Raw genomic sequence first — 25,536 nt, forward strand, 5'->3', positions numbered from 1 at the left:
ACTGGAGGGGAGGTGCAGTAGTAGTTCTTTCAATTGGTTATTTATAGTGAACGATTAGTAAACATTTTTGAAAGGCATAACGAAGCCAAAGCATTTAGTGAACGAAGATAATAAGGATCTTTAAATATTAACCAAGTTGGAAAGAGTTCATTAAGATGTTTGATCTGATTGAGAGCAACATGGTAAATTTTATGCTTTATTTTCGTCAGAATATAAAATTGCAAATCAGGCATATTTGAGGAAGAGTGAAAAACCATGAAAAAAATAATCATATTGGTGCTAGTTGTAGCATTGACAGTTGGAGTACTGACTCTATTGCATTATCTTAAAGCGAACAAAGCTACCCCGGAAGAAGTTTTTAATGAATATGTCAGACAATTTTCCCAACAAAACTACGAGGAAATGTCAAAACTTATTTCAGAAGGAGATTTGGAAACATACGATTATTCGAAAAAGAGTTTTACCGAAAAGTATCATGCGATTTTTTCGGGTATTGAGACTTCTTCAATTGAAGTTTTATCCAAAGAGTTGCTTTACGAAGATGATAGCGAGACGTATAAAGGAATCTTCAAGGTGAAAATCAATACATTTCTTGGAGAAGTGAAAGCGTCCTATCAAACTTTTTTTATAGAAGAGAAAACAGAGAATGGGGATGTATGGAAAATAAAGTGGGATCCGTCTTTGATCTTCGCTGGGATGGAAAAAGGAGATAAGGTCAGCGCTCAGTCCTTTTTGCCGCAACGGGGCGAAATCCTTGACCGAAATGGTAACCCGCTCGCCCTAGATAAAGATGTGTACGAAATGGGGATCATCCCCGGGAAGCTTGGAGAGTCCAAGGAAGCTGAAATAAGTAAGCTAAGCGCTTATTTCAAGATTCCAGAACAACGCTTTCAACAGGCGCTTGATCAAAAGTGGGTGACAGAAGATATCTTCGTCCCGATTGCTGTCATGCCTGCAGAGTTTCAGCCGGAAAGCATTGATGAGGATTTAGCGGGAGTATATTTCCAAACGAAAAAGATAAGGTATTATCCTGAAAAAGATCGAGCTGCCCATCTGATTGGGTATGTGAAGCAAGCAACGAGTGAAGACCTTGAAAAGGACGCCGGCCATGATTACACTTCAGGAGATTACATCGGTAAGTCGGGACTGGAACAAGTGTATGAAAAGCAGTTAAGAGGAAAGAAGGGCGGCATCATACAAATTAAGAACGAGAAAGGTGAACAGAAAAGCATTCTTAAACAAGTGGATGTCATCAATGGTAAAAACATAAATCTGACGATCGATGCTGCATTGCAGAGTAACATGTATGAAGCGATGAAGCAAGATGCGGGTGCGGTGTCAGCGATCCATCCTGTGACCGGAGAAATGTTAGCGCTCGTCAGCTATCCATCCTTCGACCCGAATTTAATGGTGAGCGGGATGACGGAAGACCAGTGGAAGGCATACAGTGAAAACCCGAAGCTTCCATTCTTGAACCGTTTCTCCAGCTTATATGCACCAGGATCAACCTTCAAGGCAATTACTGCAGCCTCCGGACTCACCGCCGGAACGACATTCCCGGAGAAGAAACGAGAAATATCCGGCTTGCAGTGGAGGAAGGACAACAGCTGGGGAGGCTATTTTGTCACCCGTGTTAAGGAAGCAAGTCCGGTGGACATGGTTGATGCACTGGCCTATTCCGATAATATCTATTTCGCTCAGGAAGCCCTGGAAATGGGAGCTGCCAATTTTGAGAAGAATGCTTCGGCATTTGGGTTCCAGGAGGATTTCCAGCTGCCGATTCATTTGAAAAAGAGTCAGCTATCCAATGATGGAATCGAGAATGAAGTCTTACTTGCTGACTCCGCCTATGGACAGGGAGAAGTCCTGATGTCAGTTGTCCATTTAGGGACTGCGTTTACACCGTTTGTGAAGGGCGGAAATATGGTGCTGCCTGTTTTGATAAAGGAAGAAAACAATAAGCCTATCGACAAACCCGTCATATCCAGTGAGGTTGCTTCAACCGTCCAAAAGGCACTGATTCAGGTGGTGGAGCGTGATACGGGGACTGCCCATAATCTTAAGACGGCCAAAGAGGTACTGGCTGCAAAAACGGGGACAGCTGAGCTGAAGAGCAAGAAAGGCGAAGACGGGATGGAAAATGGCTTTGTGGTCGTGTTTGATACAAAAAGTCCATCTATCTTGCTTACAGCCATTGTGGAGGATGTGAAAAATCGCGGGGGAAGCCACTATGTAACCGCGAAAATAAAGCCTGTGCTGGATCAGTACTTAGCGGAGAATGAATAAGGAAAGTCAGCTGGATTTTTTCGTAAGCTGATGGCGGTTGGAGCCAACCAATTAAAATGAAGTTGTGTGCAGGATGAGTAAATGGAGGGACCAATGAGATCCATACATATTCAGGTGATGATTATCAGCAGTGTGATATACACTATTTTTCCTCAGCCTCTTACACTTGGTTTATTTTGTACCGTAGGCATAGCTTGTGTCGGTCTGACGATGCGAAATGAAAAAAATAGGGGGAAAGTGAGGGAACAGGACGTTGGGAAATCGGCAGAGGATTAAAAAAAAGCGGATGGAATCGACTAGGATGTTTATTATTACGACCCTTGTGTTTGCATTGTTTGCCGTTCTGATATTCAGACTAGCTTTTGTCCAGGTCTATCAAGGGGATATGTACGATAAGAAAGTGAATGGTACCAATATGAGAGAAGTGAGGCATCACCTGTCAAGAGGGAAAATATACGACAGGAACAATCAAGTGATTGTCGATAATGAAGCGTCAAACATCATTATCTATACTAAAACCGGAAATGAAACAGATCTTGAACTGCTGGAAATTGCTACGAAACTTTCAGCGTATATATCGATCAAAACAGATAAGATTACAGAACGGGACATGAAAGATTATTGGATCGTGACCCGTCCTAAGAAAGCACTGAAGAAACTGACAGACAAGGAGCTGCAGAACCAAGAGCTGACAAATAATGATATTTATCAGAGACAGCTGGACCGGATTGCTGAATCCGATTTAAAAGACATCGGAAATGGTGAAATGAAGGTTCTTGCCATCTTAAGAGAAATGAAGAAGGGCTATGCCTATACTCCTCAGCCAATCAAGGACAAAAATGTAACCTATCAAGAATTAGCCCGAGTGAGTGAGGCGCTGTCTGAAATTCCTGGAGTGGATATTTTGACGGATTGGGAAAGGACTTACCCGTATGGAGGATTATTTCGTTCCGTATTAGGAAGCACGACGTCTCGAGATGAAGGGATACCGAAAGAGGGGGTCGACGGCTACCTATCTAGAGGTTACAGCCGGAATGACCGGGTAGGAAAAAGCCAATTGGAATACCAATATGAAGATGTCCTCAGGGGCACGAATTCCGTGACGGAAATTGAAACAGATAGAAAAGGAAACATTATTGGAACTCATGAGGTCTCAGCTGGTAAGCCTGGTAAGGACCTGATACTGACTATTGACATGGGTTTACAGGAGAAGGTAGAAGAGGTACTCACTGCTGAATTGATTAATGCTAAGAGGAATGGAGGAGGGGCATTCCTGAATAAAGCCTTTGTCGTCATGATGAATCCCGTTACAGGAGAAGTTCTGGCTATGGTTGGAAAACAAATTAAAGAAGTCAACGGAAAGTGGGTAGCGACCGATCATGCCCTTGGCAATGTCAACTCATCTTTTGAAATGGGGTCATCTGTAAAGGGGGCGACAGTACTTTCCGGGTATGAGAGCGGTGCCATCCAACTTGGTCAGTCTTTCCTGGATGAGCCTATCTACTTACTGAGTACCCCAGTCAAGAAGTCAGTACGAACGATGGGGATGGTCAATGACCTGACTGCCTTGAAGCAATCCTCCAACGTCTATATGTTCAAGACGGCTATGAGTATGCTTGGGAAGACCTATTATAGAAACATGAAACTGCCGCTGGATTCGAATGCATTTGAAACGTTTCGCTATTATTTCAATCAATTCGGGCTTGGGGTTAAGACAGGAATCGATCTACCGAATGAAGCCAGCGGATATCGCGGCCAAGGAGGGTCCCCAGGCCATTTGCTGGATTTTACAATCGGCCAATATGATACTTATACTCCCATGCAACTGACGCAATACATATCGACAATTGCTAATGGAGGATATAGGGTGCAGCCACATCTTCTTAAGGAGGTCCGCGAACAGGTCATGGAAGACCAAAATCCTGTCATTTTCCAAAGCGTCTCTCCAGTTTATCTAAATCGCATTGATATGGATAAACAAAAGATTGAACGCGTGCAAGAGGGGTTCCGTAAAGTGTTTCACGAACAAGGCGGGAGCGCTGCCTCCCATTTCAATAAATATCCATACAAAAGCTATAAAATAGCCGGTAAAACAGGGACGGCACAATCCTTTTATTATGATCCTGAATTACGAAAGACATATACAGACAAACCGACGAACAACCTGACACTGGTGGGGTATGCTCCCTACGACAATCCTGAAGTAGCTTTTTCAGTAGTAGTCCCAAATGCCAAGACAAACTCTCATCCGATCAGCCAGAAGATTGGACAGGGAATTATGGAGGCATTTTTCGAAGAGGATGTTCAAGAACCGCACGAATGATGAGTATATGGGATAGGCGGAGTCGTTTTATTCCTTGAAAATGTAAGGATGTTCAATAATATAATGAACAATTTAGTGTTTTCCATGTTTATGAGATGATTAAATTGATAGAGTGAGGCTATGAGTAAATTAAATGGAGGGAATCGAATATAAGAAGGTACAAGAATTTATTCACATAAAGTACCTTGAGAAGCTCGAACTCGGTGAATATATTACGAACCATGACGGAACGGTCATATTCCTCTGAGATGAAAAGAAAAGCGAAAAATGTTTGCGCGAATATTTGCATCGTGATCTTCTTTTGAAGGGAGAACTTCACTCATTGGGTTACAAGGAGGTGCTGTCCCAAAAGTCATTTTGCGACTTTTGGGACAGCATCTTTGTTTTTAAAAATATTTATTGAACCATCCTTTGATTTCCTCAATATGCCCAAGCCGCATCTTCGGTGATCCACTGCGCGACACTTCATGAGTTTCATCTGGGAAGGTTACGAGGACCGCTTCTTTGTTTTGTCGCTTCAATGCAACGAAAAATTGCTCGCTTTGTTCTACCGGGCAGCGATAATCACGTTCACCATGAAGCAATAATAATGGAGTTTCCACATTTCCCACATATTTTAAAGGGGAGTGGTGCCAAAGCTTTTCGGCAGAATGAACGATATCGCCCCCGATTTCCCACTCTGTAAAATAATAGCCGATATCGCTGACACCATAAAAGCTTAACCAGTTACTAATGCAGCGCTGGGTTACAGCAGCCTTGAAGCGGTTCGTATGACCGACGATCCAATTTGTCATGAACCCGCCGTAACTTCCACCGGAAACCCCCAAGTCTTCCGCGTTTATAAAGTCATATGTAGCTAAAGCATAATCAACACCAGCCATTAGGTCGCTATAATCCATGCCGCCATAATCCCCTCGGCAAGCATTGACGAAATCCTGGCCATACCCTTTACTTCCACGGGGGTTTGTGAACAAAACTGCATACCCTTCATTAGCCAATGTCTGGAATTCGTGAACATAGGTATTGGCATACATCATATGTGGGCCGCCATGAATTTCCAGGATGAGTGGGTATTTTTGATTTTCCTCAAAACGGGCCGGTTTCATGATCCAGCCGTGAATCGTAAGGCCATCGGCAGCTGGAAACGAAATGGGTTCAGCTAAAGATACATGCTTATCCTTCAAAAAATCTTCATTTACAAAGCTGATTTGTTCTTTATCTCCATTTGTCAGGTTATAAGTAAACAGGTCGCCCGGATGAACGGAAGTGCTGATGGCCACGACGGCACGATGGCTTTCCGGATCTATAGTCAGACCGTATATATGCTGGGCATCGAGGATGGAGGGATACATGGCTCCCTCAATCGAACCATAATAGACGCCGGTACTTCCATAATCACTAATCAAAAAGTAAAAGCCCTGGCTATCGTTTGTCCATAAGATTCCTGGGTCGACTGCCCCGATTTGAAAATCCCCGATTGCTGAATCCCCGATCTCGACGTCCCATCCATCCGTTAAACACTGAATCGTTTGATCGAAAAAGGTATATAACCAGATTTTTGAAAGGGTCGCACCGGCAAATTCCTTATCATGGCCAATGTAGGAAAGATATTCACCATTTGGAGACCATTTCGGATCTTTATAAAACCCAGTGCTATTCGTTACTTTCCGTAGAGATTTTGTTTCAACTTCCATGGTGAAAATATCTGAAAAAAGCTCATCATCACTTTTGTCTGCGTCGCCGCATACGAAGGCGATATGCAGACCGTCAGGGGACCAGGCATTAGGAAGATGGTCCACGCCATTATCGGTTAGGACCACTGATTCGTTCTTCAAGACATCCACTATCACTAGCTGGTGATATAAATGATCGAAATAGCCTCTGCCATCCCATTTATACTTGATCCTGTCATATCGATGAATCTCTTTAGACCATTCATTTTCCTCTGCCGTGTCGAGTGTTTCTCCCTTTTTCAAAGCTGTTGAAAGCAACAGCTTGGTGGAGCATGGCGACCAGATAGGGGTGGTTGCACCATTCGTGAAATGGGTAAGCTGCCGAGCTTCCCCGCCAATGCTGCACATGATGTGGACTTGTTTTTTCCCTGATCTATCTGATAAAAAGGCGATATGCTTACCATCTGGGGACCAGGCAGGTGATGTATCGCGATTATCTCCAAAGGTCCATTGTTTTGTTTCGTTCGTGATCAGGCTGAACATATACAGATTGGATATGTACTTTTCCGTTTTTTCGTCGATTCTCGTTTGGACATAAACCGCCATGCTGCCATCTGGTGAAAGCTTTGGATCGGTTACCGATTTCAAGTGAAATAAGTCTCTTGCTGTTATACCTGTTTGGTTCATCCTATTCACCCTTTCCATTCTCATAGTTATGTATTTCGCTAAAGTGAAATATAAATCCTTTAGTAAATGGTAAACGCGTCAGGTTTATTTATCAAGAATGAAAGAAACGAAAAAAATCCGGCCTTGGGATCAGGTCGGATTATCCTGCCAAATGAGTAAAGGGCTGGCGGATTATTTATGCATATTCCTTGAATGAGGGCGGTGAGGCGGGATTTGGAAATTATGTTCTTCCATCATTTTATAATGCTTTTCAAAGTGTGAAAGCATTTTATCGCCTTCTTCCTTCGAAAGAGCGCCATACTCTACGTATTTTCCAATCAATTCCTTTTTGTCCGCAAGAATCCGCTTTTGAATTTTGGCAAGCTCGGTTTTTTGAGCTTCAGTGAATTGGACTCTTTCCGGGTTTGCTTGCGAATCCTGTGCAGCCGGGTGATCCAAGTTAACGAGGAAGAGGGAACAGGCAGTCAAACAGATGGCTAAAAATTTTTTCATGAATGAACGACTCCTTTTATTTTGTTATATCATTCTTTCAGGTCGATAAATAATAATCCAAAAACAAGGGACATTTCCGCATATGAATTGTTTATCGGCCTTTTGATATTCTTTATTTCGTTATTATCTTTTACATCATTTACAGTTTTATGTAAAAAAATTGGTTCACCCACTTGTGGAAAGGGGTTTGTAACTGAAAGAAATGGGTAATTTAAATGTAAGCCATCAGGAAAAATTCTTTGATGGGAAGGATATTAGAAAGGGAGATTATCATGTTTTGGACAATTATCGGTGCAATTATTTTATTATGGGTACTTGGTTTAGTTTTTAAAGTGGCTGCCGGCTTTATACATATATTGCTTATCATTGCGGTCATTCTGATCCTGGTTAAAGTGTTTAAAGGCAGGAATCGAATGTAGAGGAAATACGTAGAAGGGAGGCCAAGTGACCAGGCCGCCCTTTATGGACTGGAGGCAGACTCGTCATGAAACGAGCCTGTCTCCAGTTTTTTCGTTTTTGTACTTTAAGCATTCTCGGTATGTTGAAACTCATTTTGCGAAAGGCTTCTGCTTGGTGCATGCCACTGTGCGTGAAAACGGGGGAGGAAAGCCTTTTCCACCTGTAAAATTCATCAGGGAGATGAATGCTCTCATGATTTTGTGTGACACCAAGCCCTACCCTGTTAAAATGGAAAGGGCTTCCTGGTGAACAGGTCGCCCTCCTATTTTCGGTATGGTTCGCATTAATCATAGGGAAGTGGCTGCCCGAGAAGTCTCTTGTGAATCCAAATCGCTGCTTGGGTTCCATCACCCATGGAGATGGTGACTTGTTCCGAATGAGCAATCAGGTCGCCGCCGGCCCACACCCCGTTAATATTCGTTTCTTTAGTGCGAGGATGGATTACGACATGATTGTTTTCATTTACCTGCACGCCTAATTGCAACGCAAGTTCATTGTTCAGTTTGTTTCCTTTGAACGCGGTAAAAGCTTTTGTGGCTTCAATGATTTTGCCACTTACCAATCGGACCCCAGTCAACCGTTGTTCATCATCGACAAGTACTTCCTCGACCTCTTCCTCGAATAAGGGGATTTGGCTTTCCTTCAGCTTCTCCCGTTCCTTTTCATCAATGGTTGTTTTCAAGTGATTTACGTACAGGATATCGTTTGACCAATATAATAGTGCCAAGGCCATTTTGACCCCTGTATTTCCGCCTCCAAGCACAACGGTTTGTTTATCCATGATCTCATATCCATCACAGTCTGGACAAATGTAAGTCGATGTTCCGAGAGTGGAGTAAATGTTTTTGATCGGAGGAATATTATCAGTAATGCCCGTACCAAGAAATATCGTTTCGGATTGATAGTGACTGTCGTTCTTTGTGCGGACGATAAACTTGTCCTCTATTTTTTCAAGTGATGTGACCGTATCATCCAGGAATTCCACTCCGAATTTTTCTGCGTGCTGCCGGCCCAAATTCCTTAATTGGTTGCCACTTACCCCATCTGGCCAACCAAGAATGTTGTGATAGGCCTTTGCGACGGAAGAGCGGCCGTGAGCTGAATCAATCACGATAATATCATGTTTATATCTGCCGAGCTGGATGGCAGCCTGAAGACCTGCGATACCTCCACCGATAATAATGCAGTCTGCTTGCTTCATGAATTCACCGCCCATACAATTTTTGGATAAGCCTAGTGTGGTTCTATCTGTGAAAAATATACCACCAGTATTGGAAGGTTAAACAAATGCAGCATATAAAAAAGGAAAGAACGCCGTGCAGCGATCTTTCCTTTTCATTACAGTATGCCTATGTTATTGATTCTGGATTGGTTCAAGCCATTCTTGCGCCCAGTTTTGAATTTCACCCATTACCGGTGCGAGCGCCATGCCCTTTTCGGTTAAGGAATATTCGATTCTGACTGGTGTCTCAGGATAAACATCCCTTTTCACTATACCTTCCAATTCCAAGTCCTTTAAACGTTCAGATAAGATCCTGCCGCTAATCGGGAAGGCAGATTCAATATTACAAAACCGTTGAGGGCCATTTAGCAATTGATTGACAATCAATCCAGTCCAGCGTTTACTCAAGATTTGCATCCCTTTTTCAAATCGTGGACAAAGTGTCGTATTATTCATCATATCACCCCATATTACTATATTATAATGCATTTACCTCTTCTGTAACAACTTTACCGATTATTATTTAGTTACTAGAGATGTTATAGTGTAAATAATATATGAACTTACTTTAAGTATCATGATGTAGAATTACTTCCATCAGGAAAAGAAATGCCTGTTCCAAGGTGGTTCTTTTAGAGATTCTCCAAGAAATATGTTACTTTAGTAGTGAAAGTAAAGTTTTGCAAATGGAAGGATCCGTGGGAAAGATGAGTGATTTACTGCAAGAGGCCATTTCCTTTATCAGGTCAAGCTATACGGAATTATCTAAAACCGAAGACGAAATAAATGATAGAATCGAGCAAATCAAGAGAGAAATCAATGATACAAACAAATATGAACATACATATGAAGAATTGGTATATGGCGCTAAGTTAGCCTGGCGTAACAGTAATCGCTGTATCGGACGCTTGTTTTGGGAATCACTGCGGGTGCTTGATAAAAGGATGGTTCAAAGTGAGGAAGAAATTGTTTCATCTCTTTTTGAACATATCGAGTACGCTACGAATAACGGAAACATCAGGCCCATGATTACCATTTTCAAACAGGATGAACAGAAAGAAAAAGTGGATATTTGGAATCATCAGCTTATTCGTTATGCCGGATATGAGACGGAGCATGGCATCATCGGTGATCCAAGCTCGATAGAATTTACGAAGCAGTGTCTGGCATTAGGCTGGGAAGGAAAGTTTGGCCCGTTCGATATTTTGCCTCTTGTGTTCCAACTGGATGGCAATCGACCGAGGCTTTATGATATTCCAGAACGACTCGTGAAAGAAGTTCCCCTCAGCCACCCGCTATACAATTGGTTTGAAGAGCTTCAAATAAAATGGTATGCTGTCCCGATCATATCAGGTATGAGGCTGGAAATCGGCGGCATAACCTATTCCGCTGCCCCATTTAATGGATGGTATATGGGAACGGAAATCGGGGCTAGAAACCTCGCTGATGAAGAGAGGTACAATCTGCTTCCGATAATCGGCGAGAGGATGGGTCTGGATATCAAACGTGATTCTAATTTATGGAAGGATCGTGCTCTGATTGAATTGAATGAAGCTGTCCTGTATTCGTTCAAGAAAAATGGGGTCAGCATCGTCGACCATCATACTGCGGCAAAGCAATTCAAGAAATTTGAAGAAAAAGAAGCTTCAAAAGACCGGAACGTAACCGGGGACTGGACATGGTTGATCCCCCCTGTTTCACCAGCAACCACACACGTTTTTCATAAACCGTATAAAAATGAAATACTGAAGCCGAATTTCTTTTATCAAAAGCCTCCATATAAATAAAGGTTTACATGACCCTGAAGCGGGTATACATATATAAATCCAAATTTAAGGAGGATGGTAATGATGGCATTAGGGAAAAACGTAGTGTTATTTGGAGTCGGAGTTGCCGGAGTCTCATTTTTAACAACTAAAGCGAACAGAGGTAAAGTAAAAGATATTTGGATTAGTGCAAAAGATAAGACAATGAGCTTTTTAAATAGGAAGTGTTCAGAATTGGATCCTTTGATTGAAAAGGCGGGTCACCCAGATCCATATGATCATGAGGACAATAAAATGGTCGATGAAGGCGCCATGTATGGGGTCCATTATTATAATAATGCAAAGCATGGTTAAGGTAGTGCAAATCGCTTGGGAATTCCCAAGCGATTTTTTCATGAATAAAATCCGGTCGTTAGTGGTTGATAAATCAGATAATTTTGAATTTAAAGCGAGGGATCCAAGAAGGAAATTCGTTATTGTGCTTTAAAAGAATAAGGATTAAGATAAAAGAATCGAAAGGAAGTGGATACGAGTGAGCAGCAGTTCTTATGATCCTGAACCCAGAAAGCAAGAGGAAGCCAATATGATGCTTGACGTCGAGACTGTTATTCTTCCTGAGTATCTGCTCGAAGAAGGTAAATAGGGCTTCCTCTAAAGATGAGGAGGTCAACGAATGATTGAAATCTACAAAACGAATGAAAACCGTCTCTTGAACAATATCGAGGAGATGACTAAAGGCTCGTGGGTGAACATTGTCGCACCTACAGAAGCAGAAATTGAATACATTTGCAACACCTTGGAGCTACCAGTCAATTTCATGAAAGATCCACTGGATGATGAGGAAAGGCCGAGGATTGAAAAAGAAGATGATAATGTTTTAATCATTGTCGATTTTCCGTATTTGACCCGTGACGAGGCCAACTTACCCATTTTTGAAACGATTCCCATCGGGATGATTTTTACCAAAGATTGCTTCATTACCGTATCTTTGAAGGAAACACCGATATTAGCGAATTTTAAGAATAATAAAATCAAAGGTTTTTTCACCAACAAAAAGACAAGGTTTGCCTTGCAATTATTATTTGAAATTTCATCTTATTATTTACGTTACTTGAAACAGATTAATAAAATGACCAATGAAGCGGAACGGGAATTGCACCAATCCATGAAAAATAAAGAGTTATATACTTTTCTCGCTTTGGAAAAAAGTCTTGTTTATTTCACGACATCATTAAAATCGAATCGTGTCGTGCTTGATAAGATCCTTCGCTTTAATTATTTGAAAATGTATGAAGAAGATAAAGAATTGCTTGAAGACGTGATCATCGAAAATGCCCAGGCAATCGAAATGGCAGAGGTGTATCTTTCCATCCTGAGTGGGATGATGGACGCATTTGCTTCGATCATATCCAATAACGTCAATAATGCCATGAAGTTTTTAACTTCGGTTACCATCATTTTAACGCTTCCGACGATGGTGGCGAGTTTTTATGGGATGAATGTGAAACTTCCGTTCGAGCAAAATTCGTATGCTTTTATCTTCACTTTATTGATTGCCATCACTTTAGCTGGAACGACAGCATTCATTTTTTGGAAGAAGAAATATTTTTAAGGAAGATTGGCTTGTTAAACCGGATTCAGACCACAGGCATACTCGATTTATCGAGTTGCCTGTGGTTTTTTTGTTTCATAATGATTATTTGTCCTAGACCCGTTTCATTTCACTGCAGGCGCTCCCTTTCCGCGTGCGGTCGGGGAGCCTCCTCGGCGCACATGCGCCTGTGGTGTCTCCCCAATGACCGTATTAGCCGCAGGAGTGTCGCGCCCTCCGTTCCATTCCACTTCATGAATAACAAGGTGGAGTCCCTTATCATAACAAAATGAAACCGGCTTTTAAGCCGGTTTTTTTCATTCCTCAAAATAGTCTTCAAAGCCTTCACTGTTAATTCTATCGGAGTAGGGGTTTCCGTCCTTTACGTTCTTGGCATCCAAGTTTGTTCCGATGACTAGACGTGGACTTTGGGAAGCCTCCCTGAAGACTCGGTCATTCATTTCCTTAAAATCCGGAATATTCTTTTTCCCTGGCTTATTTGGTTCCAAAAAAACCACCTCCATTGTTATTCTTGCATGAAATGGAACGGGGTATTCATCAATATTCTCATGTTTGGTGACTGTAGAGAAACAGGTGAAGGGAAGATGAACCGATCAAGCCGCTCTTGAAAAGATATTAGAGGCACAAGCTTTGCACCTGGAAGGTTCCGAACTGGAAAAGCAGGGTGCGGAAACCAATGCCCAAGATCGATTAACTGACTGAATGGTTTGTGGGAAATTAAAAAAATAAATGGATGAAAGCTTGATTGTAAAACGACAGGACAACTGAACAAGAAACACAAAAACGCTTGGCGGTGGAACCAAGCGTTTTTGTGAATGGTGATCGGTTTGTCAAGAACGCTTTTGCTTTTTTAGGGAAGAGGGCCGATTGAAGGACCCGGTTTCTTTCGTAGTGGTGCCTTGCCCCTCTATTTGAGAAGAACCTAAACGAGTTTGTGTGGCATCTTTTTTGTTTTTTCCATTCATAATTCATCACCTCAAGATTACTTTCCCTATTTCCTTTCCCTTCTATACATATATAGAAGGGAAAAAGGACAGGTTAGCAAGTAGAGGGGGTGTGTGTTCATGTCAAAAATCGGTGTTGAAGAATCATTAACGAACATTCAGGAAGCACTTCGTGAAAAAGGTTTTGATGTAGTTGAGATTAAACAAGAAGCTGACGCAAAAAACCTGGATTGTTGTGTAGTGACAGGATTGGAAAGCAATGTGATGGGAATCAGCGATACTTCATTGAAGGCGTCCATCATCGAAGCGAATGGTTTAACGGCTGATCAAGTGTGCAGTGAGGTTGAAAACAAGTTGAACGCAATTCAATAGTTCCAAAAAATGCCTAACCCTTTTGCGAGGTTAGGCATTTTCTTTTGGTCAGGTTTGCTGAGCAATAGAAATGGTTGCGTCCAATTCTATTGCTACATTCCCTTTGACCGCTCTTGATATCATACAGGAGGATTCTGCTTTTTCAGCAAGTTTCCTCACTTTTTCGGCCGTTTTTTCAGAAGTGTCCGGTGCCAATACAAGTGTCGGGCGATGAATGATTTTCTTGTAGGTGAATACACCGTTCGTAACATCGACCAATGCTTCGGACTGCATGGTCAAGCTATGATTTTTGATCGAGCTTCTCTCCAGCATTGCTGCCAAGGTGATGATATAGCAGGTAGAGGCTGCTCCAAGAAGCATTTCATCGGGATTGGTGCCAACCCCGGGTCCTTCCATATCGGTGGGGATGCTTATCTCTGTCTGGAGATTACCCGAATGGATTGTGCCAATATCATTTCTGCCGCCAGGCCATGAGGCCGTTAAATGAAAGTGATGCATTGTCATAGTAAAACCTCCTTCATAACCCTTAGTCTAAACGATTAAGGCAGTTTAGTATGTGATTTTGCTCTAAATTTTAGAGGGAACAGTTCGAAAATAGTCATTCGAAGGAGAACGGCTCGTGAAACAAAAGGCTAAGGCATTAGGCTATTTTAAGCACAATATCGGCCGGGCTTTTCTATAATGATATAGATAGTTTATCTCCATAATAAATCATGACAGAAAGGGCTGAAAAGTTGACAACATTGAGTGATATGTTCGATTTAACAAATAAAACGGCTATTGTCACCGGAGGCGGAAGAGGATTGGGCAAGCAGATTGCCATGGCATTGGGCGAGGCTGGAGCTAATGTCGTCATTGCATCCAGGAATCTTGCGGCATGCAAAGAAGCATGCGAGGAGCTGAAGGCTCTTGGCGTACAAGCAAGGGCTTTTGAGTGCGATATCACCAGCGAGAGTGAAGTTGATCTTGTTGTGCAAGAAACGGTTGCTCAATTCGGAACGATCGATATTCTCGTCAATAATAGCGGTACGTCCTGGTCAGGCCCGATGCTAGATCTTCCTAAGGAAAAATGGGAGAAAGTATTGAATGTCAATGTTACAGGCACATTTTTATTTTCACAGGCGGTTGCAAGGATCATGGTGCAGCAAAATTCGGGAAAAATCATCAATATAGCATCCGTTTCGGGTCTTGGGGGCACATTTCCGGAACTATTGGATACCATTGCTTATAACACGAGTAAAGGCGCTGTCATTACGATGACCAAGGACCTGGGAGTCAAGCTTGCTAGACATAATATCCAAGTCAATGCAATAGCACCAGGTTTTTTTCCGACCAAGATCACCAAGAAAATCCTTGAAAAATCAAATTATGATATTCTTGGCAAAACCCCTGCCCGCCGCTTTGGAAATGAAGCTGATTTGAAGGGGGCAGCCGTATTTTTGGCTTCACAGGCATCTGATTATATGGTTGGACATGTGTTAATCATTGACGGAGGAATATCGGCATTAGTGTAAACGGAGAAGAAAGGAAGATATATATGGCGAAAAAGACAGATTTTTATAAAGGGCTAAAATTGCTTGGATCTCAAAAAGAGCAAGAGCTGAATAGCCGCATTCAAGGCTTGCTCAATAATCGCAAACTATTGGAATCCGTAAGTGAAAACGCACAACTGCAGGTTCCAAAGATAAATAGGATGCAGGAAGCGTCAGAAAGAATGTCAATCATCATGAATTATCCTACAAAAAAAGACGTGGCAACTGTAGCAAAATTGGTCATCCAGCTAGAAGAAAAAATTGATAGGTTAGAAGAAATGCTTTCAAGCCTTGAAAAGAACGGGTATGTGAAAAGCGGGAGTTCTTCATCACGGGGAAAGAAGAAGTCAAGAAGCAGCTCCTCTGAAAAGGAAGGGAGTAAAAAAAGGATATCGGATTTCATCACGGAATCCTTGTTATTAAGTGCAAAGTTACCTGAGGGCAATGGACAGAATAATAATGTCTAAACGGAAAGTGCCATCAAATCAAGCTGGGATCGAGCCCAAATGGAAACATTTTTTGAATATTCCCAATCAACCTATGCCTGAAATGGGACTCACACCGAAAATTCCAGTGTGGAAAAAAAATAAATCCACACTGTGGCACTATCCATCGGCACAAAAAAAATATGATGTGCCGGTTTTTCTCATTTATTCATTGATTAATACTCCCTTAATCCTTGATTTGTCTCCGGGGAATAGTTTAATAGAGTCTTTCGTTAATGAAGGGTTCGACGTATATTTACTTGATTTTGGAAGTCCAGGATTTGAGGATGGAGAAATATCGATAGAAGATTATATCGTCGATTATATCCAAAACGGAGTAAAGCGTGCTTTGCGCCATTCAGGGGCATCAGAAATTACCGTCATGGGGTTTTGTCTGGGTGGCACGATATCGGCCATTTATGCAGCCATTGCAGACGAGCCAATCAAGAATTTAATCCTCTCCGTTACCCCGATCGATTTCAGCGCCTCGCAATTTTTCGATCAGTGGCAGGAAGCCATGAAAGAAGGCACTGCTGATTTCGACGAGACGATCGATATATATCAAACGATTCCAGCCAGTGCTGTTAAATATGGAATTCGCTTAATTACCTCACCCGTCTATCTATCACCCTATTTATCCTTGCTGAATCAAGCCGATGACGAGAAATATGTACAAAATTGGCGCCGTTTCAATGCCTGGGCCAATGGACATGTGCCATTATCGGGAGCCGCCGCAAAACAGATAACCAAGGATCTTTTGATAAAGAACCGCTTGGTCAATGGCGGATTCAAGGTACGGGGAAAAAAAGCGAAATTATCGAAAATCAATGCCAATGTATTGGTCATTGCTAGTAAGTATGATCGTTTGGTCCCCCAGGAAATGATTCATCCGGTCATGGACCATTTAACTTGTAAAGATAAAACATATAAAGTATTAAAAAGTGGACATGCATCCAAGCAATATGCGGGGAGTTTACCATCTTATTTAAAGGATTGGCTGCCTAAGCGTTCTTCTCCCATTCAATAAGATCTGTATAGGAGATGCAATAGGGAACGCAGCGGATAAAAAAGGGAAGTTCATGCCATTCCCGAGGTCTAGTGCAACATTCCTGGATTGTTAGTCGACATCATATTAAGGGGCTGGCTCGGCATATCGAGCCAGCCCAAAATCATTATTGGTAATACTTCACTCGTTCATCTATTGGGTTGAATGCTTTATCACCAGGTTCCGCAGTAGCCTTTCCAAAGGGCATCTGGGCAATGAGCTTCCAATGTGGGGGAATGTCCCATGTCTTTCTCACTTCATCGTCAATCAACGGATTGTAATGCTGAAGACTCGCACCAAAGCCCTCGATTTCCAATGAAGTCCACACAACAAACTGTAAAATGCCTGATGATTGGTAAGACCAAATCGGAAAGTTTTCGGAATATGTTTTGAATTGATCTTGGAGTCTTTCAATTATAACCTGGTCTTCAAAGAATAACACAGTACCATAGCCATTCTTGAATGATTGAATTTTTTCCTCCGTTTTGCCAAAGTCCTTTTCACCGACGGCCTTTCGTAATGTCTCTTTCGTAATATCCCATACCAGATCATGGTTTTGACCGGTTAAAACAACCAGCCTGGCGCTTTGGGAGTTGAAGGCGGAAGGAGAATATTGAACGGCATGGTCGATCACTTCTTTAATCCGATTATGAGGGACAACCTTTTCCTTGCTAAGAGAATAAAAAGAGCGCCTATCTTCAATTGCGTTATAAAAATCCTTAGTCAAATAGCACACCTCCATCATCTATACCGACCTTATTTTGACCTGAATTCGTTTTTTTATGATACGGGTGATAGGAAAGGTTGACAAATGGGCTTTCATCAATTATCTTTAAATCAAGATATTTTTATTAAAGGTATTTATTGTTGATTTAATATCTCGGATTCGAGATAAAATATCAGCGTTAATTTTTCTTGGTTAAGGAAAGATTGATAATAAAGATAGGAGTGATACGGATGGAACTAAAGGGATTGCACCATGTTTCGGCCATTACAGCAAAAGCGGGAAACAATTTTGAATTCTACACGAAAGTGTTGGGAATGAGATTAATTAAAAAAACGGTGAATCAGGATGATATAAATGTGTATCACTTATTTTATGGCGATCAAATCGGGTCACCGGGTACGGAACTGACATTTTTTGAAATTCCCCATGCTGCACGGACGCATGAAGGAAATAATAGCATTTCGGAAATTTCTTTACGAGTGAGTAATGATGAAGCACTCGAATTTTGGAAAAAACGTTTTATCGAGTTCGATGTGGATCATGATGAAGTATCGACCCGCTTTCGGCGACGGGTCCTGCCATTTAGAGATCCGGAGGGCCAGAGGCTTCTTCTTGTATCCGATCAGGAAAATAGGGGCGTCCAAGGTGGAATCCCCTGGGAGGGAAGCCCTGTTTCCCAAGAGTATTTCATTCTTGGTCTGGGACCAGTCAAACTTACCGTACCAAATATTGAACGGACAGAAGCTGTTTTAACTGAATTGCTAGGGTTCAGGAAATCAGGCACATATCCGTCGCCTATAAGCGGACAAAATCCGATTGTCGTTTACGAGACAGGTGAGGGTGGAACAGGAGCGGAAATCCATATTGAAGAAAGGACGGATATCCCCCGCGAACGATTAGGTAGGGGCGGAGTGCACCATGTCGCTTTTAGGGTCGATAATGAAGAAGAATTGAGAAATTGGATAGCAAAAATCAATGAATCCAAATTCACGAATTCGGGATATGTGGATCGCTTTTATTTCCGCTCCCTTTATTTTAGGGAACCGAATGGCATATTATTTGAATTGGCTACCGATGGCCCCGGATTTGCAACGGATGAATCGGAGCAGCATCTAGGTGAAACCCTTGCTTTACCCCCTTTTCTGGAATCGAAAAGAAAAGAAATTGAATCTAAGCTAAAACCGCTGAATACAAAGACGACCAATTAATCTTACGGAAAGGGAGGTATCGGCATGATTAAGCAAACGGATGGAATCCATCATATTACCGCAATAGTCGGTGATCCCCAAGAAAATGTTGATTTTTATGCTGGAATATTAGGGTTAAGGATGGTGAAAAAAACCGTCAATTTTGATGATCCAGGGACCTATCATTTATATTTTGGAGATGAGTCGGGGTCCCCAGGCTCCATCATCACTTTCTTCCCCTGGCCTGCAGCCTATAAAGGTCAAGTCGGATCAGGTCAAGTCGGGACTACAACCTATGTCGTTCCTGAGGATTCGCTGGCTTTTTGGGAAAGGCGATTGGATAAATTCAACATAGATTATGAAAAAACGAGCCGGTTCGGCGAGGATTATATGAAATTTCAAGATCCACACGGATTACAACTTGAACTGGTTGAGCGTAAGGAAGGGAAAACGAACCGGTGGTCTTTTGGCGGGGTCCCCTCTGAAAATGCTGTCAAAGGATTCGGCGGTGCCGTTTTATTGTCAGCGCATCCGACCAAGACGATGGAATTATTGGAACATGTGATGGGCCTGCAGAAAGTGGGGGAAGAGGGGGACTACATCCGTTTCAAATCCGCTTCGGACATCGGTAATTTAATCGATGTGAGGAAAACGGTCTTGCCAACTGGTAAAATGGGAGTTGGAGTGGTTCATCATATTGCATGGCGGGCGAGTGATTCTGATGATCATAAAGATTGGAGACTGCATATCGGAAACCATGGATACGGGGTGACGCCATTTAAAGACAGGCAATACTTCGATGCCATTTATTTTCGGGAAGATGGCGGCTTGCTTTTTGAAGTTGCCACAGATCCTCCCGGATTCGCCCACGATGAAACGAAGGAAACGATGGGCAGTAAATTGATGCTGCCCCCTTGGCTCGAAAAAAAGCGGGAGCACATGGAAAAAACGCTGCTGCCGGCAGTGCCGCGAGTATTGGAGGAGGATAAATCATGAAACATATTTATCAAAAAGGAAGTAATGTAGAAGCACCGGTGCTTTTGCTTTTACATGGTACAGGCGGAACGGAAACGGACCTCCTGCCACTAGCGGAAATGGTTTCACCTGGTTCTTCGGTGTTGAGCGTACGTGGAAATGTGCTTGAAAATGGAATGCCCCGTTTCTTTCGGCGGTTATCTGAAGGGGTTTTTGATGAAGAAGATTTAATCCTTCGTACAAAGGAACTTTATGATTACTTGGAATTGGCGTCAAAAGAGTATGATTTTGATAAAAACAAGGTAGTGGCATTAGGCTATTCCAATGGTGCCAACATAGCTGCAAGTTTGATGTTCCATTACAAAGGGGCTTTGCAGGGGGCGATCCTTCATCACCCGATGGTCCCAAGGCGGGGGATTGCCTTGCCGCCCCTTTCTGATATGCCTGTCTTTATCTCTGCCGGGAATAACGATCCGATCTGCCCGGCAGCAGAAACGAACGAACTTACCCGGATTTTAGAGGAAGCAGGCGCCAAGGTGGATAATCACTGGGAAAGCTTCGGTCATCAGTTGACGCGCTCAGAGGTTGAGGCAGCAGGATCTTGGTTTCATAGAAACTTTTTATAAGAATGGAAAGGGGGAAATAAATGATCTCCGTAATTCCTGAAAGCTTAACCGAGAGGGAAAACTATAAGTTTTTGACAGGAAGCATCATTCCTAGACCTATAGCCCTTGTTTTGACAAAATCTGCGAATGGGACGCTCAATATAGCTCCCTTCAGTTTTTTTAATATTGTCAGTTCCAATCCTCCGATGATTTCCATTTCTGTGCAACGGAAAGAAGGAGTTTCCAAGGATACAGCGAGAAATGCCATCCAAACTGGAGAATTCGTCGTTCATATCACCGATGAAGAAAATGTTGCGGAAGCCAATCGAACGGCCAAGGAACTTCCGCCTGAAGAAAGCGAGCTTGCATTGACCAATTTCACAACCACTGAGAGTGATGTCGTATCCGTACCAGGGTTACTTGAAGCGAAAGTCCGTTTTGAATGCACATTGGAAAAAGCCATACCGTTAGCAGGCACACCGGAAAAACCGGGTTGTGATTTATTGATCGGGAAAATAGTCCGCTACCATATAAAGCAAGAGATTTATCATAATGGACGAATTGACCCAAATGGACTGAAGCCTGTAGCCAGATTGGCAGGCCAGACCTACACAAAACTGGGCGAGTTATTTGATATCGTTCGTCCCTGATCCATATAAAGGTATCGGAAGGGAATCCATTCCGATACCTTTTTTTTTGAGACGCTTCCTATTGCCGGATGTCACCCGTCATTTCCGCCACAAATCCACTGCCATTTGGATTCGACCAAGCAAAAATCAGTAAAAGTTTCATAGAAAACGCCTTGTTCCCTTTTCCGATTGGATTATTGTCAGACAGAATATCTTGTTTTCGTTAATTAAGGGTATGTGGGAGGTCATTCAATTCTAATGATGATAAGGGAAGGGGATGTATATGTGGCAGTCCCCGAACCAGTGGATGTACTCCTGAATTTGAGCGTGATGGTATCGTTGCTGTTCATTGATCTGATAATGCTCTTACTAACCGTTCCAGACTGGGCCAACGTCGCCGCTACGCCTGAAAAGTTTGTAATGGAATAGGTACTGAAGCTATTCGGATCTTCCGTGCCGTTTATGTTCAGGGCAACATCCACAATCCTGCTTGAACCAGCAATCAAAGTAGATAGAACCGAAAATCCCAGGCTAATATTATAGTGAATCAAATATGTGCCGGACGCTGCCACCGTTACGGTGTTTGCAAGTAAATTGACAGTTGTATTCAATAGTGGACCAGAAGAAGTAAAATCAACTACTGAATCAGCAGTTACAGGGCCGGCGGAACTCGATCCGTAAACGGAGCCATACGCCAAAGCCCCGGATGCGTTTAATCCGACAGGCCCGATCGGCCCGTTGAATGCTTGCTTAGTCAGCTCATATTCACTGACAGCATGTTCTGATGGATCTGCATTTTCATCGTTGCTTTCGAAAGAGCTGGATCTCTCTTTTGACATATCATTTTCCATTGCGGCGTTCCTTTCAAAATGTTCTTTACAGCATGATATGTAGTAAATTGGAAATGTACTGGACATTTCCCGTAATACGGTTCTGGTCTGCCTGATCCAGGCATACAGTAAAAGGATGGAAGGAAAATGATTAAGGGGGTACTGCTTTGTCGGAAGGACTGCATAGTATCATTTTACCAGTGTCAATTGAAAACGTATGGGGATTTGTCAGTGTCATAGATCGATGGGCACCCCTTGTCCCCGGTTATATCAATCACGAGATGGTGGATGATGAAACACTCATATGGGAGTTTAAAGGCGACCTGGGATTGATGAAAAAGAAAATTAAGCTTGAAGTGAATATATTGGAATGGAACGAACCGGACAAGGTGACATTCAAACTTAAGGGAATAAATGAAAAATTTGATGGGTATGGCTATTTTTTAGCTGAAAAATATGGAATGGCAGAAACTAAAATGACAGGCTGTCTCGCCATCGTCGCAAAAGGAGCAAAAGCCCCAATTGCCAATGCCTTGCTCAAAACCTATGTTCCTCAAATGACAATCGAGTTTTCCGAGGCTATAGCACAAAATCTCCTCCTGCATAAATAGTTATACATATCGACTATAGATGCTATAGGCACTTGACAATCATACCTAGGGGATATGTATTATAATTTGTAACAATTTTATTCAGCTTCATTTTAAGCGGAAGCCGCTAGGGGATGAAGCCGGCTAAAAATGATAAGCTATAGGTATGGCAGGAGGTAGGCCTCACATGGAATATGAAAAGCAAATGAAAAATAGAGTGAAGCGAATCGAAGGACAGCTTCGCGGGATATTGAAAATGATGGAAGAAAATAAAGATTGCCGGGATGTTGTAACGCAGCTATCCGCGACTAGGTCTGCAATCGACCGGACAATCGGGGTTATCGTAAGCTCCAATTTTGTGGAATGTGTCCGCGAGGCTAATGAAACGGGAGAAAAGAACCCCGAGGAGCTCGTTAAGGAAGCCGTCAATTTGCTGGTGAAAAGCAGATAGGCCGTTTTGCCCTTGCGGCCTGAACAGGATGGACGGTAAATCATTTAATAAGTGGATGTTGGGCCTCTGAAGGAAGAGGCCCTTTTTTGCGAATTCTCTGTTTTCCTTTTCTAATAAGCAAATCCTTTGATATAAAGAATTTGCATGGTATCCTTAAAGGGATAAAATTTGAGTGAGGGTATGCTATGGAATTTACGCATGTTACATCAGTTTTGCTCGGCCTCGTTATCATTCTTAATATATTATTCGCAACGATCGTTATATTTTTTGAAAGAAGAGAAGCGAGCACGACCTGGGCCTGGTTATTGGTGTTATATTTTTTGCCTGTAGTTGGTTTTATTTTATATCTTCTTTTTGGCACTAGCTTAAGACATGCCCATTTATTCCAATGGGAGGATAAAAAGAAGATTGGGATCGAAGAAATATTGGATAAACAGATGGAGGAACTTTCAACGGAGAATTTTCCGTTTCGAAATACGTCATCTAGTCATTATCGGGATTTGATCTATATGCATCTGAGGAACAATGATGCCGTTCTGACTGAAGATAATAGGGTGGACATATTTACGGAAGGAAAAAAGAAGTTTGAACAGCTTTTTAAAGATATTGAAGCGGCCGAAAACCATATTCATGTACAATATTACATCATTCAAAGGGACGGTCTTGGTAAACGGTTCCTTGAAGCTTTGACTAAAAAGGCTAATGAAGGCGTCAAAGTCCGCTTGCTATATGATGAGTTGGGGTCAAGGGGAATGACAAAAAGCTTTTTCAAGGAATTTAGGCAGGCTGGCGGCCGAGTCGAAGCATTTTTTCCTTCCAAGTTGAAGTTTATTAATTTACGCCTGAACTTCCGTAACCATCGAAAGCTCGTCATCATTGATGGAAAGGTAGGGTATGTGGGCGGATTCAATGTCGGGGATGAATATTTGGGACTCAATCCGAAATTCGGTTACTGGCGTGATACTCATCTTCGCATAATGGGATCTGCCGTCAAAGCCATTCAAACGCGTTTTATCCTGGACTGGAATCAGGCTTCCAAAAACCATGATATCATTTATCAACCTCATTATTTTCCTACTTTAGAGCCTCAAGGCAATATAGATTTGCAAATCGTGACGAGTGGGCCGGATTCCGAATGGGAACAAATCAAAAATGGCTATATTAAATTAATTTCTTCAGCAAAGAAATCAATTCTCATTCAAACCCCTTACTTCATACCCGATGCAAGTTTATTGGATGCACTTAGGATTGCCAGCTTGTCAGGATTGGATGTTAAAATCATGATACCGAATAAACCTGATCACCTTTTCGTTTATTGGGCAACAACATACAATGCAGGGCAATTATTAAGGGCGGGAGCCAAGGTTTATATCTACGATAACGGCTTCATCCATGCAAAGATGATCGTGGTGGACGAGGAGGTTTCTTCTGTTGGGACGGCGAATATTGATGTCCGAAGCTTTAAATTGAATTTTGAAGTCAATGCCTTCATTTACGATGAAGGAATGGCGGAAACGCTGACCAGGTTTTTTTATAAGGATGTCAAAGTCTGCAGGCAGCTTACTATTGAAGAATTTGAAAAACGATCGAAATGGATCCGCTTTAAAGAATCGATTGCAAGGCTGCTTTCACCTATTTTATAATCATTAAATGAAGCGGTCCTTACAAAAGGGACCGCTTTTTTTGTTACAATGATGGTGTCGAAAAAAAAGGGGGATATATCATGAAAACTTTTATCATAACAGGAGCATCAAAAGGATTAGGGGCTGCCATTGCCAAGCGAGTTTTGGGCTCAAGGGATCGATGCATTTTGATATCTCGTACGAAAGATCCCGAGTGGGAGGGGGTGGCTAGCCAATCGGGGACGAAATTCACTTTCCTTCCGATGGACTTAAAGGAAACGGAAAAGCTTAGTTCGTTAGTCCGGGAAATGCTCATGGAAGTCGATGCAAAAAGTGATATATATTTCATTAATAATGCAGGTGTCATTGACCCGATTAAGCCGATTGGAAATCTAGGCCAAGAATCCTTGGAAACGAGCATGAGAGTTAATTTCATGGCACCCGCCGTCTTGACCGATGAATTCATTAAGCAAACAAAGGATTCCGACAGGAAGAAGGTAGTGGTCAACATCTCATCAGGAGCCGCAAAAAATCCTTACCATGGCTGGGCCGCATATTGCAGTACGAAGGCTGGACTGGAAATGTTCACAAGGGTGGCAGGATTGGAACAAGGTGAAGCACCTTTCCCTGCGTCTCTCATTTCTTTCTCTCCTGGTGTAATGGATACGGATATGCAGGGGACGATCCGGTCAGCAGATGAGCAAGACTTTGCCGATCGGGACAAATTTCATGAATATAAAGACAAGGGGCTGCTGAGGAGCCCTGAATTGGTAGCTGAAAAACTGCTGCAGCTACTTGACGCGGGAGATTTGGAGAATGGGAAGTTCTATGATATTAAGGATTTGCTTTGAAGGCTGAAAGGATGAATGGATCGGGAAGCAGGTGAATTACATGGGGGCATCCTTTTGGATTGCCTCCTTTTTTTGATGAGATTTGCTTATTGGCAAGTTAAAGTCGCTTTTGATCGAACAGGCTAAGGCGATATTCGTCTCCGTGAATTTGTGAGAATCCGTTCTATCCAA

At 42.4% G+C, this 25,536-nt stretch carries 28 protein-coding genes; 19 read left to right on the plus strand and 9 right to left on the minus strand.

The features are described from left to right. Positions 1-255: 255 nt before the first annotated feature. The 3 genes from pbp4 to CVN76_RS13555 all read left to right on the plus strand — a co-directional run bounded on the left by pbp4 (position 256) and on the right by CVN76_RS13555 (position 4,609). Positions 256-2,286 carry a penicillin-binding protein PBP4(5) gene (pbp4, locus tag CVN76_RS13545; RefSeq protein WP_100531685.1) on the plus strand — a complete coding sequence of 677 codons (2,031 nt, stop codon included), beginning with the start codon at positions 256-258 and terminating at the stop codon, positions 2,284-2,286. 93 nt (positions 2,287-2,379) lie between these two features. Continuing rightward, positions 2,380-2,562: a hypothetical protein gene (locus CVN76_RS13550; protein ID WP_157805662.1), complete on the plus strand. Its 183-nt coding sequence runs from the start codon at positions 2,380-2,382 to the stop codon at positions 2,560-2,562. A 25-nt stretch (positions 2,563-2,587) separates the two neighbouring features. Continuing rightward, entirely contained in the window at positions 2,588-4,609 is a 2,022-nt protein-coding gene (locus CVN76_RS13555) for a peptidoglycan D,D-transpeptidase FtsI family protein (RefSeq protein ID WP_232732215.1), read from the plus strand. 386 nt (positions 4,610-4,995) lie between these two features. Here the strand turns inward: CVN76_RS13555 and CVN76_RS13560 are convergent, their stop codons facing one another. Together CVN76_RS13560 and CVN76_RS13565 are read right to left on the minus strand one after the other, a co-directional pair. Then, positions 4,996-6,969, minus strand: a complete 1,974-nt coding sequence (locus CVN76_RS13560; RefSeq protein WP_100531687.1) for a S9 family peptidase — start codon at positions 6,967-6,969, stop codon at positions 4,996-4,998. Between the two features lie 171 nt (positions 6,970-7,140). After that, a complete protein-coding gene (locus CVN76_RS13565) occupies positions 7,141-7,461 on the minus strand; it encodes a YckD family protein (RefSeq protein ID WP_100531688.1) in 321 nt (106 codons plus the stop codon). A gap of 272 nt (positions 7,462-7,733) precedes the next feature. Here CVN76_RS13565 and CVN76_RS31020 point away from each other — a divergent pair, with 272 nt between their 5' ends. Then, entirely contained in the window at positions 7,734-7,880 is a 147-nt protein-coding gene (locus CVN76_RS31020) for a lmo0937 family membrane protein (protein WP_155645337.1), read from the plus strand. 323 nt (positions 7,881-8,203) lie between these two features. Here CVN76_RS31020 and CVN76_RS13575 read toward each other — a convergent pair whose 3' ends face one another. Beyond that, on the minus strand, positions 8,204-9,121 hold the full coding sequence (locus CVN76_RS13575) for an NAD(P)/FAD-dependent oxidoreductase (RefSeq protein ID WP_100531690.1): 918 nt from the start codon (positions 9,119-9,121) through the stop codon (positions 8,204-8,206). 153 nt (positions 9,122-9,274) lie between these two features. Then, the gene (locus tag CVN76_RS13580; protein WP_100531691.1) at positions 9,275-9,598 is read right to left on the minus strand and encodes a winged helix-turn-helix transcriptional regulator; all 324 of its coding nucleotides are present in this window, start codon (positions 9,596-9,598) and stop codon (positions 9,275-9,277) included. A gap of 251 nt (positions 9,599-9,849) precedes the next feature. On the opposite strand from CVN76_RS13580, the gene CVN76_RS13585 reads away from it, so the two are divergent. From CVN76_RS13585 to CVN76_RS13595, 3 genes are all read left to right on the plus strand, one after another. Continuing rightward, the gene (locus CVN76_RS13585) at positions 9,850-10,929 is read left to right on the plus strand and encodes a nitric oxide synthase oxygenase (protein ID WP_100531804.1); all 1,080 of its coding nucleotides are present in this window, start codon (positions 9,850-9,852) and stop codon (positions 10,927-10,929) included. Positions 10,930-10,989: 60 nt separating this feature from the next. Further along, entirely contained in the window at positions 10,990-11,262 is a 273-nt protein-coding gene (locus CVN76_RS13590; protein ID WP_100530157.1) for a hypothetical protein, read from the plus strand. Between the two features lie 319 nt (positions 11,263-11,581). Further along, the gene (locus tag CVN76_RS13595) at positions 11,582-12,520 is read left to right on the plus strand and encodes a magnesium transporter CorA family protein (protein WP_061140310.1); all 939 of its coding nucleotides are present in this window, start codon (positions 11,582-11,584) and stop codon (positions 12,518-12,520) included. Between the two features lie 296 nt (positions 12,521-12,816). Here CVN76_RS13595 and CVN76_RS13600 read toward each other — a convergent pair whose 3' ends face one another. Further along, entirely contained in the window at positions 12,817-13,017 is a 201-nt protein-coding gene (locus CVN76_RS13600; RefSeq protein WP_232732227.1) for a hypothetical protein, read from the minus strand. A gap of 333 nt (positions 13,018-13,350) precedes the next feature. After that, positions 13,351-13,485 carry a YuzL family protein gene (locus CVN76_RS13605; RefSeq protein ID WP_100531693.1) on the minus strand — a complete coding sequence of 45 codons (135 nt, stop codon included), beginning with the start codon at positions 13,483-13,485 and terminating at the stop codon, positions 13,351-13,353. Between the two features lie 99 nt (positions 13,486-13,584). Between CVN76_RS13605 and CVN76_RS13610 the strand changes: the two genes are divergently transcribed. Beyond that, entirely contained in the window at positions 13,585-13,836 is a 252-nt protein-coding gene (locus tag CVN76_RS13610) for a YkuS family protein (RefSeq protein ID WP_100531694.1), read from the plus strand. A gap of 48 nt (positions 13,837-13,884) precedes the next feature. On the opposite strand, the gene CVN76_RS13615 is transcribed toward CVN76_RS13610, so the two are convergent. Next, positions 13,885-14,340, minus strand: coding sequence for an OsmC family protein (locus CVN76_RS13615; RefSeq protein WP_100531695.1), 456 nt, complete (start codon positions 14,338-14,340; stop codon positions 13,885-13,887). 248 nt (positions 14,341-14,588) lie between these two features. On the opposite strand from CVN76_RS13615, the gene CVN76_RS13620 reads away from it, so the two are divergent. From CVN76_RS13620 to CVN76_RS13630, 3 genes are read left to right on the plus strand one after another with little or no spacing between them, the layout of a single operon-like run. Then, on the plus strand, positions 14,589-15,350 hold the full coding sequence (locus tag CVN76_RS13620) for an SDR family oxidoreductase (RefSeq protein ID WP_232732228.1): 762 nt from the start codon (positions 14,589-14,591) through the stop codon (positions 15,348-15,350). Positions 15,351-15,373: 23 nt separating this feature from the next. Further along, positions 15,374-15,835: a hypothetical protein gene (locus tag CVN76_RS13625; RefSeq protein ID WP_100531697.1), complete on the plus strand. Its 462-nt coding sequence runs from the start codon at positions 15,374-15,376 to the stop codon at positions 15,833-15,835. Beyond that, positions 15,828-16,880 carry an alpha/beta fold hydrolase gene (locus CVN76_RS13630; protein WP_100531698.1) on the plus strand — a complete coding sequence of 351 codons (1,053 nt, stop codon included), beginning with the start codon at positions 15,828-15,830 and terminating at the stop codon, positions 16,878-16,880. Before CVN76_RS13625 ends, CVN76_RS13630 begins: the two co-directional genes overlap by 8 nt. 145 nt (positions 16,881-17,025) lie before the next feature. Here the strand turns inward: CVN76_RS13630 and CVN76_RS13635 are convergent, their stop codons facing one another. After that, positions 17,026-17,640, minus strand: coding sequence for a nitroreductase family protein (locus CVN76_RS13635; protein WP_198512559.1), 615 nt, complete (start codon positions 17,638-17,640; stop codon positions 17,026-17,028). A 215-nt stretch (positions 17,641-17,855) separates the two neighbouring features. Here CVN76_RS13635 and CVN76_RS13640 point away from each other — a divergent pair, with 215 nt between their 5' ends. Genes CVN76_RS13640 through CVN76_RS13655 form a run of 4 tightly spaced genes read left to right on the plus strand, consistent with a single transcriptional unit; the run spans position 17,856 to position 21,042 of the window. Further along, positions 17,856-18,833 carry a ring-cleaving dioxygenase gene (locus tag CVN76_RS13640; protein WP_100531700.1) on the plus strand — a complete coding sequence of 326 codons (978 nt, stop codon included), beginning with the start codon at positions 17,856-17,858 and terminating at the stop codon, positions 18,831-18,833. A gap of 24 nt (positions 18,834-18,857) precedes the next feature. Beyond that, positions 18,858-19,808, plus strand: coding sequence for a ring-cleaving dioxygenase (locus CVN76_RS13645; protein ID WP_100531701.1), 951 nt, complete (start codon positions 18,858-18,860; stop codon positions 19,806-19,808). Then, entirely contained in the window at positions 19,805-20,413 is a 609-nt protein-coding gene (locus CVN76_RS13650) for an alpha/beta hydrolase (RefSeq protein WP_100531702.1), read from the plus strand. Before CVN76_RS13645 ends, CVN76_RS13650 begins: the two co-directional genes overlap by 4 nt. Before the next feature lie 20 nt (positions 20,414-20,433). After that, on the plus strand, positions 20,434-21,042 hold the full coding sequence (locus CVN76_RS13655) for a flavin reductase family protein (protein WP_100531703.1): 609 nt from the start codon (positions 20,434-20,436) through the stop codon (positions 21,040-21,042). A 224-nt stretch (positions 21,043-21,266) separates the two neighbouring features. On the opposite strand, the gene CVN76_RS13660 is transcribed toward CVN76_RS13655, so the two are convergent. Beyond that, the gene (locus tag CVN76_RS13660; protein WP_100531704.1) at positions 21,267-21,872 is read right to left on the minus strand and encodes a hypothetical protein; all 606 of its coding nucleotides are present in this window, start codon (positions 21,870-21,872) and stop codon (positions 21,267-21,269) included. A gap of 146 nt (positions 21,873-22,018) precedes the next feature. Between CVN76_RS13660 and CVN76_RS13665 the strand changes: the two genes are divergently transcribed. The 4 genes from CVN76_RS13665 to CVN76_RS13680 all read left to right on the plus strand — a co-directional run bounded on the left by CVN76_RS13665 (position 22,019) and on the right by CVN76_RS13680 (position 25,365). Next, on the plus strand, positions 22,019-22,462 hold the full coding sequence (locus CVN76_RS13665; protein WP_100531705.1) for a CoxG family protein: 444 nt from the start codon (positions 22,019-22,021) through the stop codon (positions 22,460-22,462). Between the two features lie 166 nt (positions 22,463-22,628). After that, positions 22,629-22,892 (plus strand): metal-sensitive transcriptional regulator, encoded by a 264-nt coding sequence (locus tag CVN76_RS13670; protein WP_100531706.1) that lies wholly within the window; start codon positions 22,629-22,631, stop codon positions 22,890-22,892. A gap of 185 nt (positions 22,893-23,077) precedes the next feature. Further along, positions 23,078-24,535: a cardiolipin synthase gene (gene cls / locus CVN76_RS13675; RefSeq protein ID WP_061140299.1), complete on the plus strand. Its 1,458-nt coding sequence runs from the start codon at positions 23,078-23,080 to the stop codon at positions 24,533-24,535. 80 nt (positions 24,536-24,615) lie between these two features. Continuing rightward, positions 24,616-25,365 carry a (S)-benzoin forming benzil reductase gene (locus CVN76_RS13680; RefSeq protein ID WP_100531707.1) on the plus strand — a complete coding sequence of 250 codons (750 nt, stop codon included), beginning with the start codon at positions 24,616-24,618 and terminating at the stop codon, positions 25,363-25,365. Positions 25,366-25,536 lie beyond the last annotated feature (171 nt).

This window comes from Bacillus sp. mrc49 (genome assembly GCF_002803435.1).

What these genes read in the sequence shown, in the direction of transcription:
- CVN76_RS13650 (WP_100531702.1), top strand. Translation starts at nt 19,805, where the DNA reads ATGAAACATATTTATCAAAAAGGAAGTAATGTAGAAGCACCGGTGCTT.
- CVN76_RS13635 (WP_198512559.1), bottom strand. Translation starts at nt 17,640, where the DNA reads ATGGAGGTGTGCTATTTGACTAAGGATTTTTATAACGCAATTGAAGAT.
- CVN76_RS13680 (WP_100531707.1), top strand. Translation starts at nt 24,616, where the DNA reads ATGAAAACTTTTATCATAACAGGAGCATCAAAAGGATTAGGGGCTGCC.
- CVN76_RS13580 (WP_100531691.1), bottom strand. Translation starts at nt 9,598, where the DNA reads ATGAATAATACGACACTTTGTCCACGATTTGAAAAAGGGATGCAAATC.
- CVN76_RS31020 (WP_155645337.1), top strand. Translation starts at nt 7,734, where the DNA reads ATGTTTTGGACAATTATCGGTGCAATTATTTTATTATGGGTACTTGGT.
- CVN76_RS13560 (WP_100531687.1), bottom strand. Translation starts at nt 6,969, where the DNA reads ATGAACCAAACAGGTATAACAGCAAGAGACTTATTTCACTTGAAATCG.
- CVN76_RS13655 (WP_100531703.1), top strand. Translation starts at nt 20,434, where the DNA reads ATGATCTCCGTAATTCCTGAAAGCTTAACCGAGAGGGAAAACTATAAG.
- cls (WP_061140299.1), top strand. Translation starts at nt 23,078, where the DNA reads ATGGAATTTACGCATGTTACATCAGTTTTGCTCGGCCTCGTTATCATT.
- CVN76_RS13585 (WP_100531804.1), top strand. Translation starts at nt 9,850, where the DNA reads ATGAGTGATTTACTGCAAGAGGCCATTTCCTTTATCAGGTCAAGCTAT.
- CVN76_RS13640 (WP_100531700.1), top strand. Translation starts at nt 17,856, where the DNA reads ATGGAACTAAAGGGATTGCACCATGTTTCGGCCATTACAGCAAAAGCG.
- CVN76_RS13615 (WP_100531695.1), bottom strand. Translation starts at nt 14,340, where the DNA reads ATGACAATGCATCACTTTCATTTAACGGCCTCATGGCCTGGCGGCAGA.
- CVN76_RS13555 (WP_232732215.1), top strand. Translation starts at nt 2,588, where the DNA reads ATGTTTATTATTACGACCCTTGTGTTTGCATTGTTTGCCGTTCTGATA.
- CVN76_RS13590 (WP_100530157.1), top strand. Translation starts at nt 10,990, where the DNA reads ATGATGGCATTAGGGAAAAACGTAGTGTTATTTGGAGTCGGAGTTGCC.
- CVN76_RS13660 (WP_100531704.1), bottom strand. Translation starts at nt 21,872, where the DNA reads ATGGAAAATGATATGTCAAAAGAGAGATCCAGCTCTTTCGAAAGCAAC.
- CVN76_RS13645 (WP_100531701.1), top strand. Translation starts at nt 18,858, where the DNA reads ATGATTAAGCAAACGGATGGAATCCATCATATTACCGCAATAGTCGGT.
- CVN76_RS13610 (WP_100531694.1), top strand. Translation starts at nt 13,585, where the DNA reads ATGTCAAAAATCGGTGTTGAAGAATCATTAACGAACATTCAGGAAGCA.
- CVN76_RS13575 (WP_100531690.1), bottom strand. Translation starts at nt 9,121, where the DNA reads ATGAAGCAAGCAGACTGCATTATTATCGGTGGAGGTATCGCAGGTCTT.
- CVN76_RS13550 (WP_157805662.1), top strand. Translation starts at nt 2,380, where the DNA reads ATGAGATCCATACATATTCAGGTGATGATTATCAGCAGTGTGATATAC.
- CVN76_RS13620 (WP_232732228.1), top strand. Translation starts at nt 14,589, where the DNA reads ATGTTCGATTTAACAAATAAAACGGCTATTGTCACCGGAGGCGGAAGA.
- CVN76_RS13630 (WP_100531698.1), top strand. Translation starts at nt 15,828, where the DNA reads ATGTCTAAACGGAAAGTGCCATCAAATCAAGCTGGGATCGAGCCCAAA.
- pbp4 (WP_100531685.1), top strand. Translation starts at nt 256, where the DNA reads ATGAAAAAAATAATCATATTGGTGCTAGTTGTAGCATTGACAGTTGGA.
- CVN76_RS13670 (WP_100531706.1), top strand. Translation starts at nt 22,629, where the DNA reads ATGGAATATGAAAAGCAAATGAAAAATAGAGTGAAGCGAATCGAAGGA.
- CVN76_RS13605 (WP_100531693.1), bottom strand. Translation starts at nt 13,485, where the DNA reads ATGAATGGAAAAAACAAAAAAGATGCCACACAAACTCGTTTAGGTTCT.
- CVN76_RS13595 (WP_061140310.1), top strand. Translation starts at nt 11,582, where the DNA reads ATGATTGAAATCTACAAAACGAATGAAAACCGTCTCTTGAACAATATC.
- CVN76_RS13625 (WP_100531697.1), top strand. Translation starts at nt 15,374, where the DNA reads ATGGCGAAAAAGACAGATTTTTATAAAGGGCTAAAATTGCTTGGATCT.
- CVN76_RS13565 (WP_100531688.1), bottom strand. Translation starts at nt 7,461, where the DNA reads ATGAAAAAATTTTTAGCCATCTGTTTGACTGCCTGTTCCCTCTTCCTC.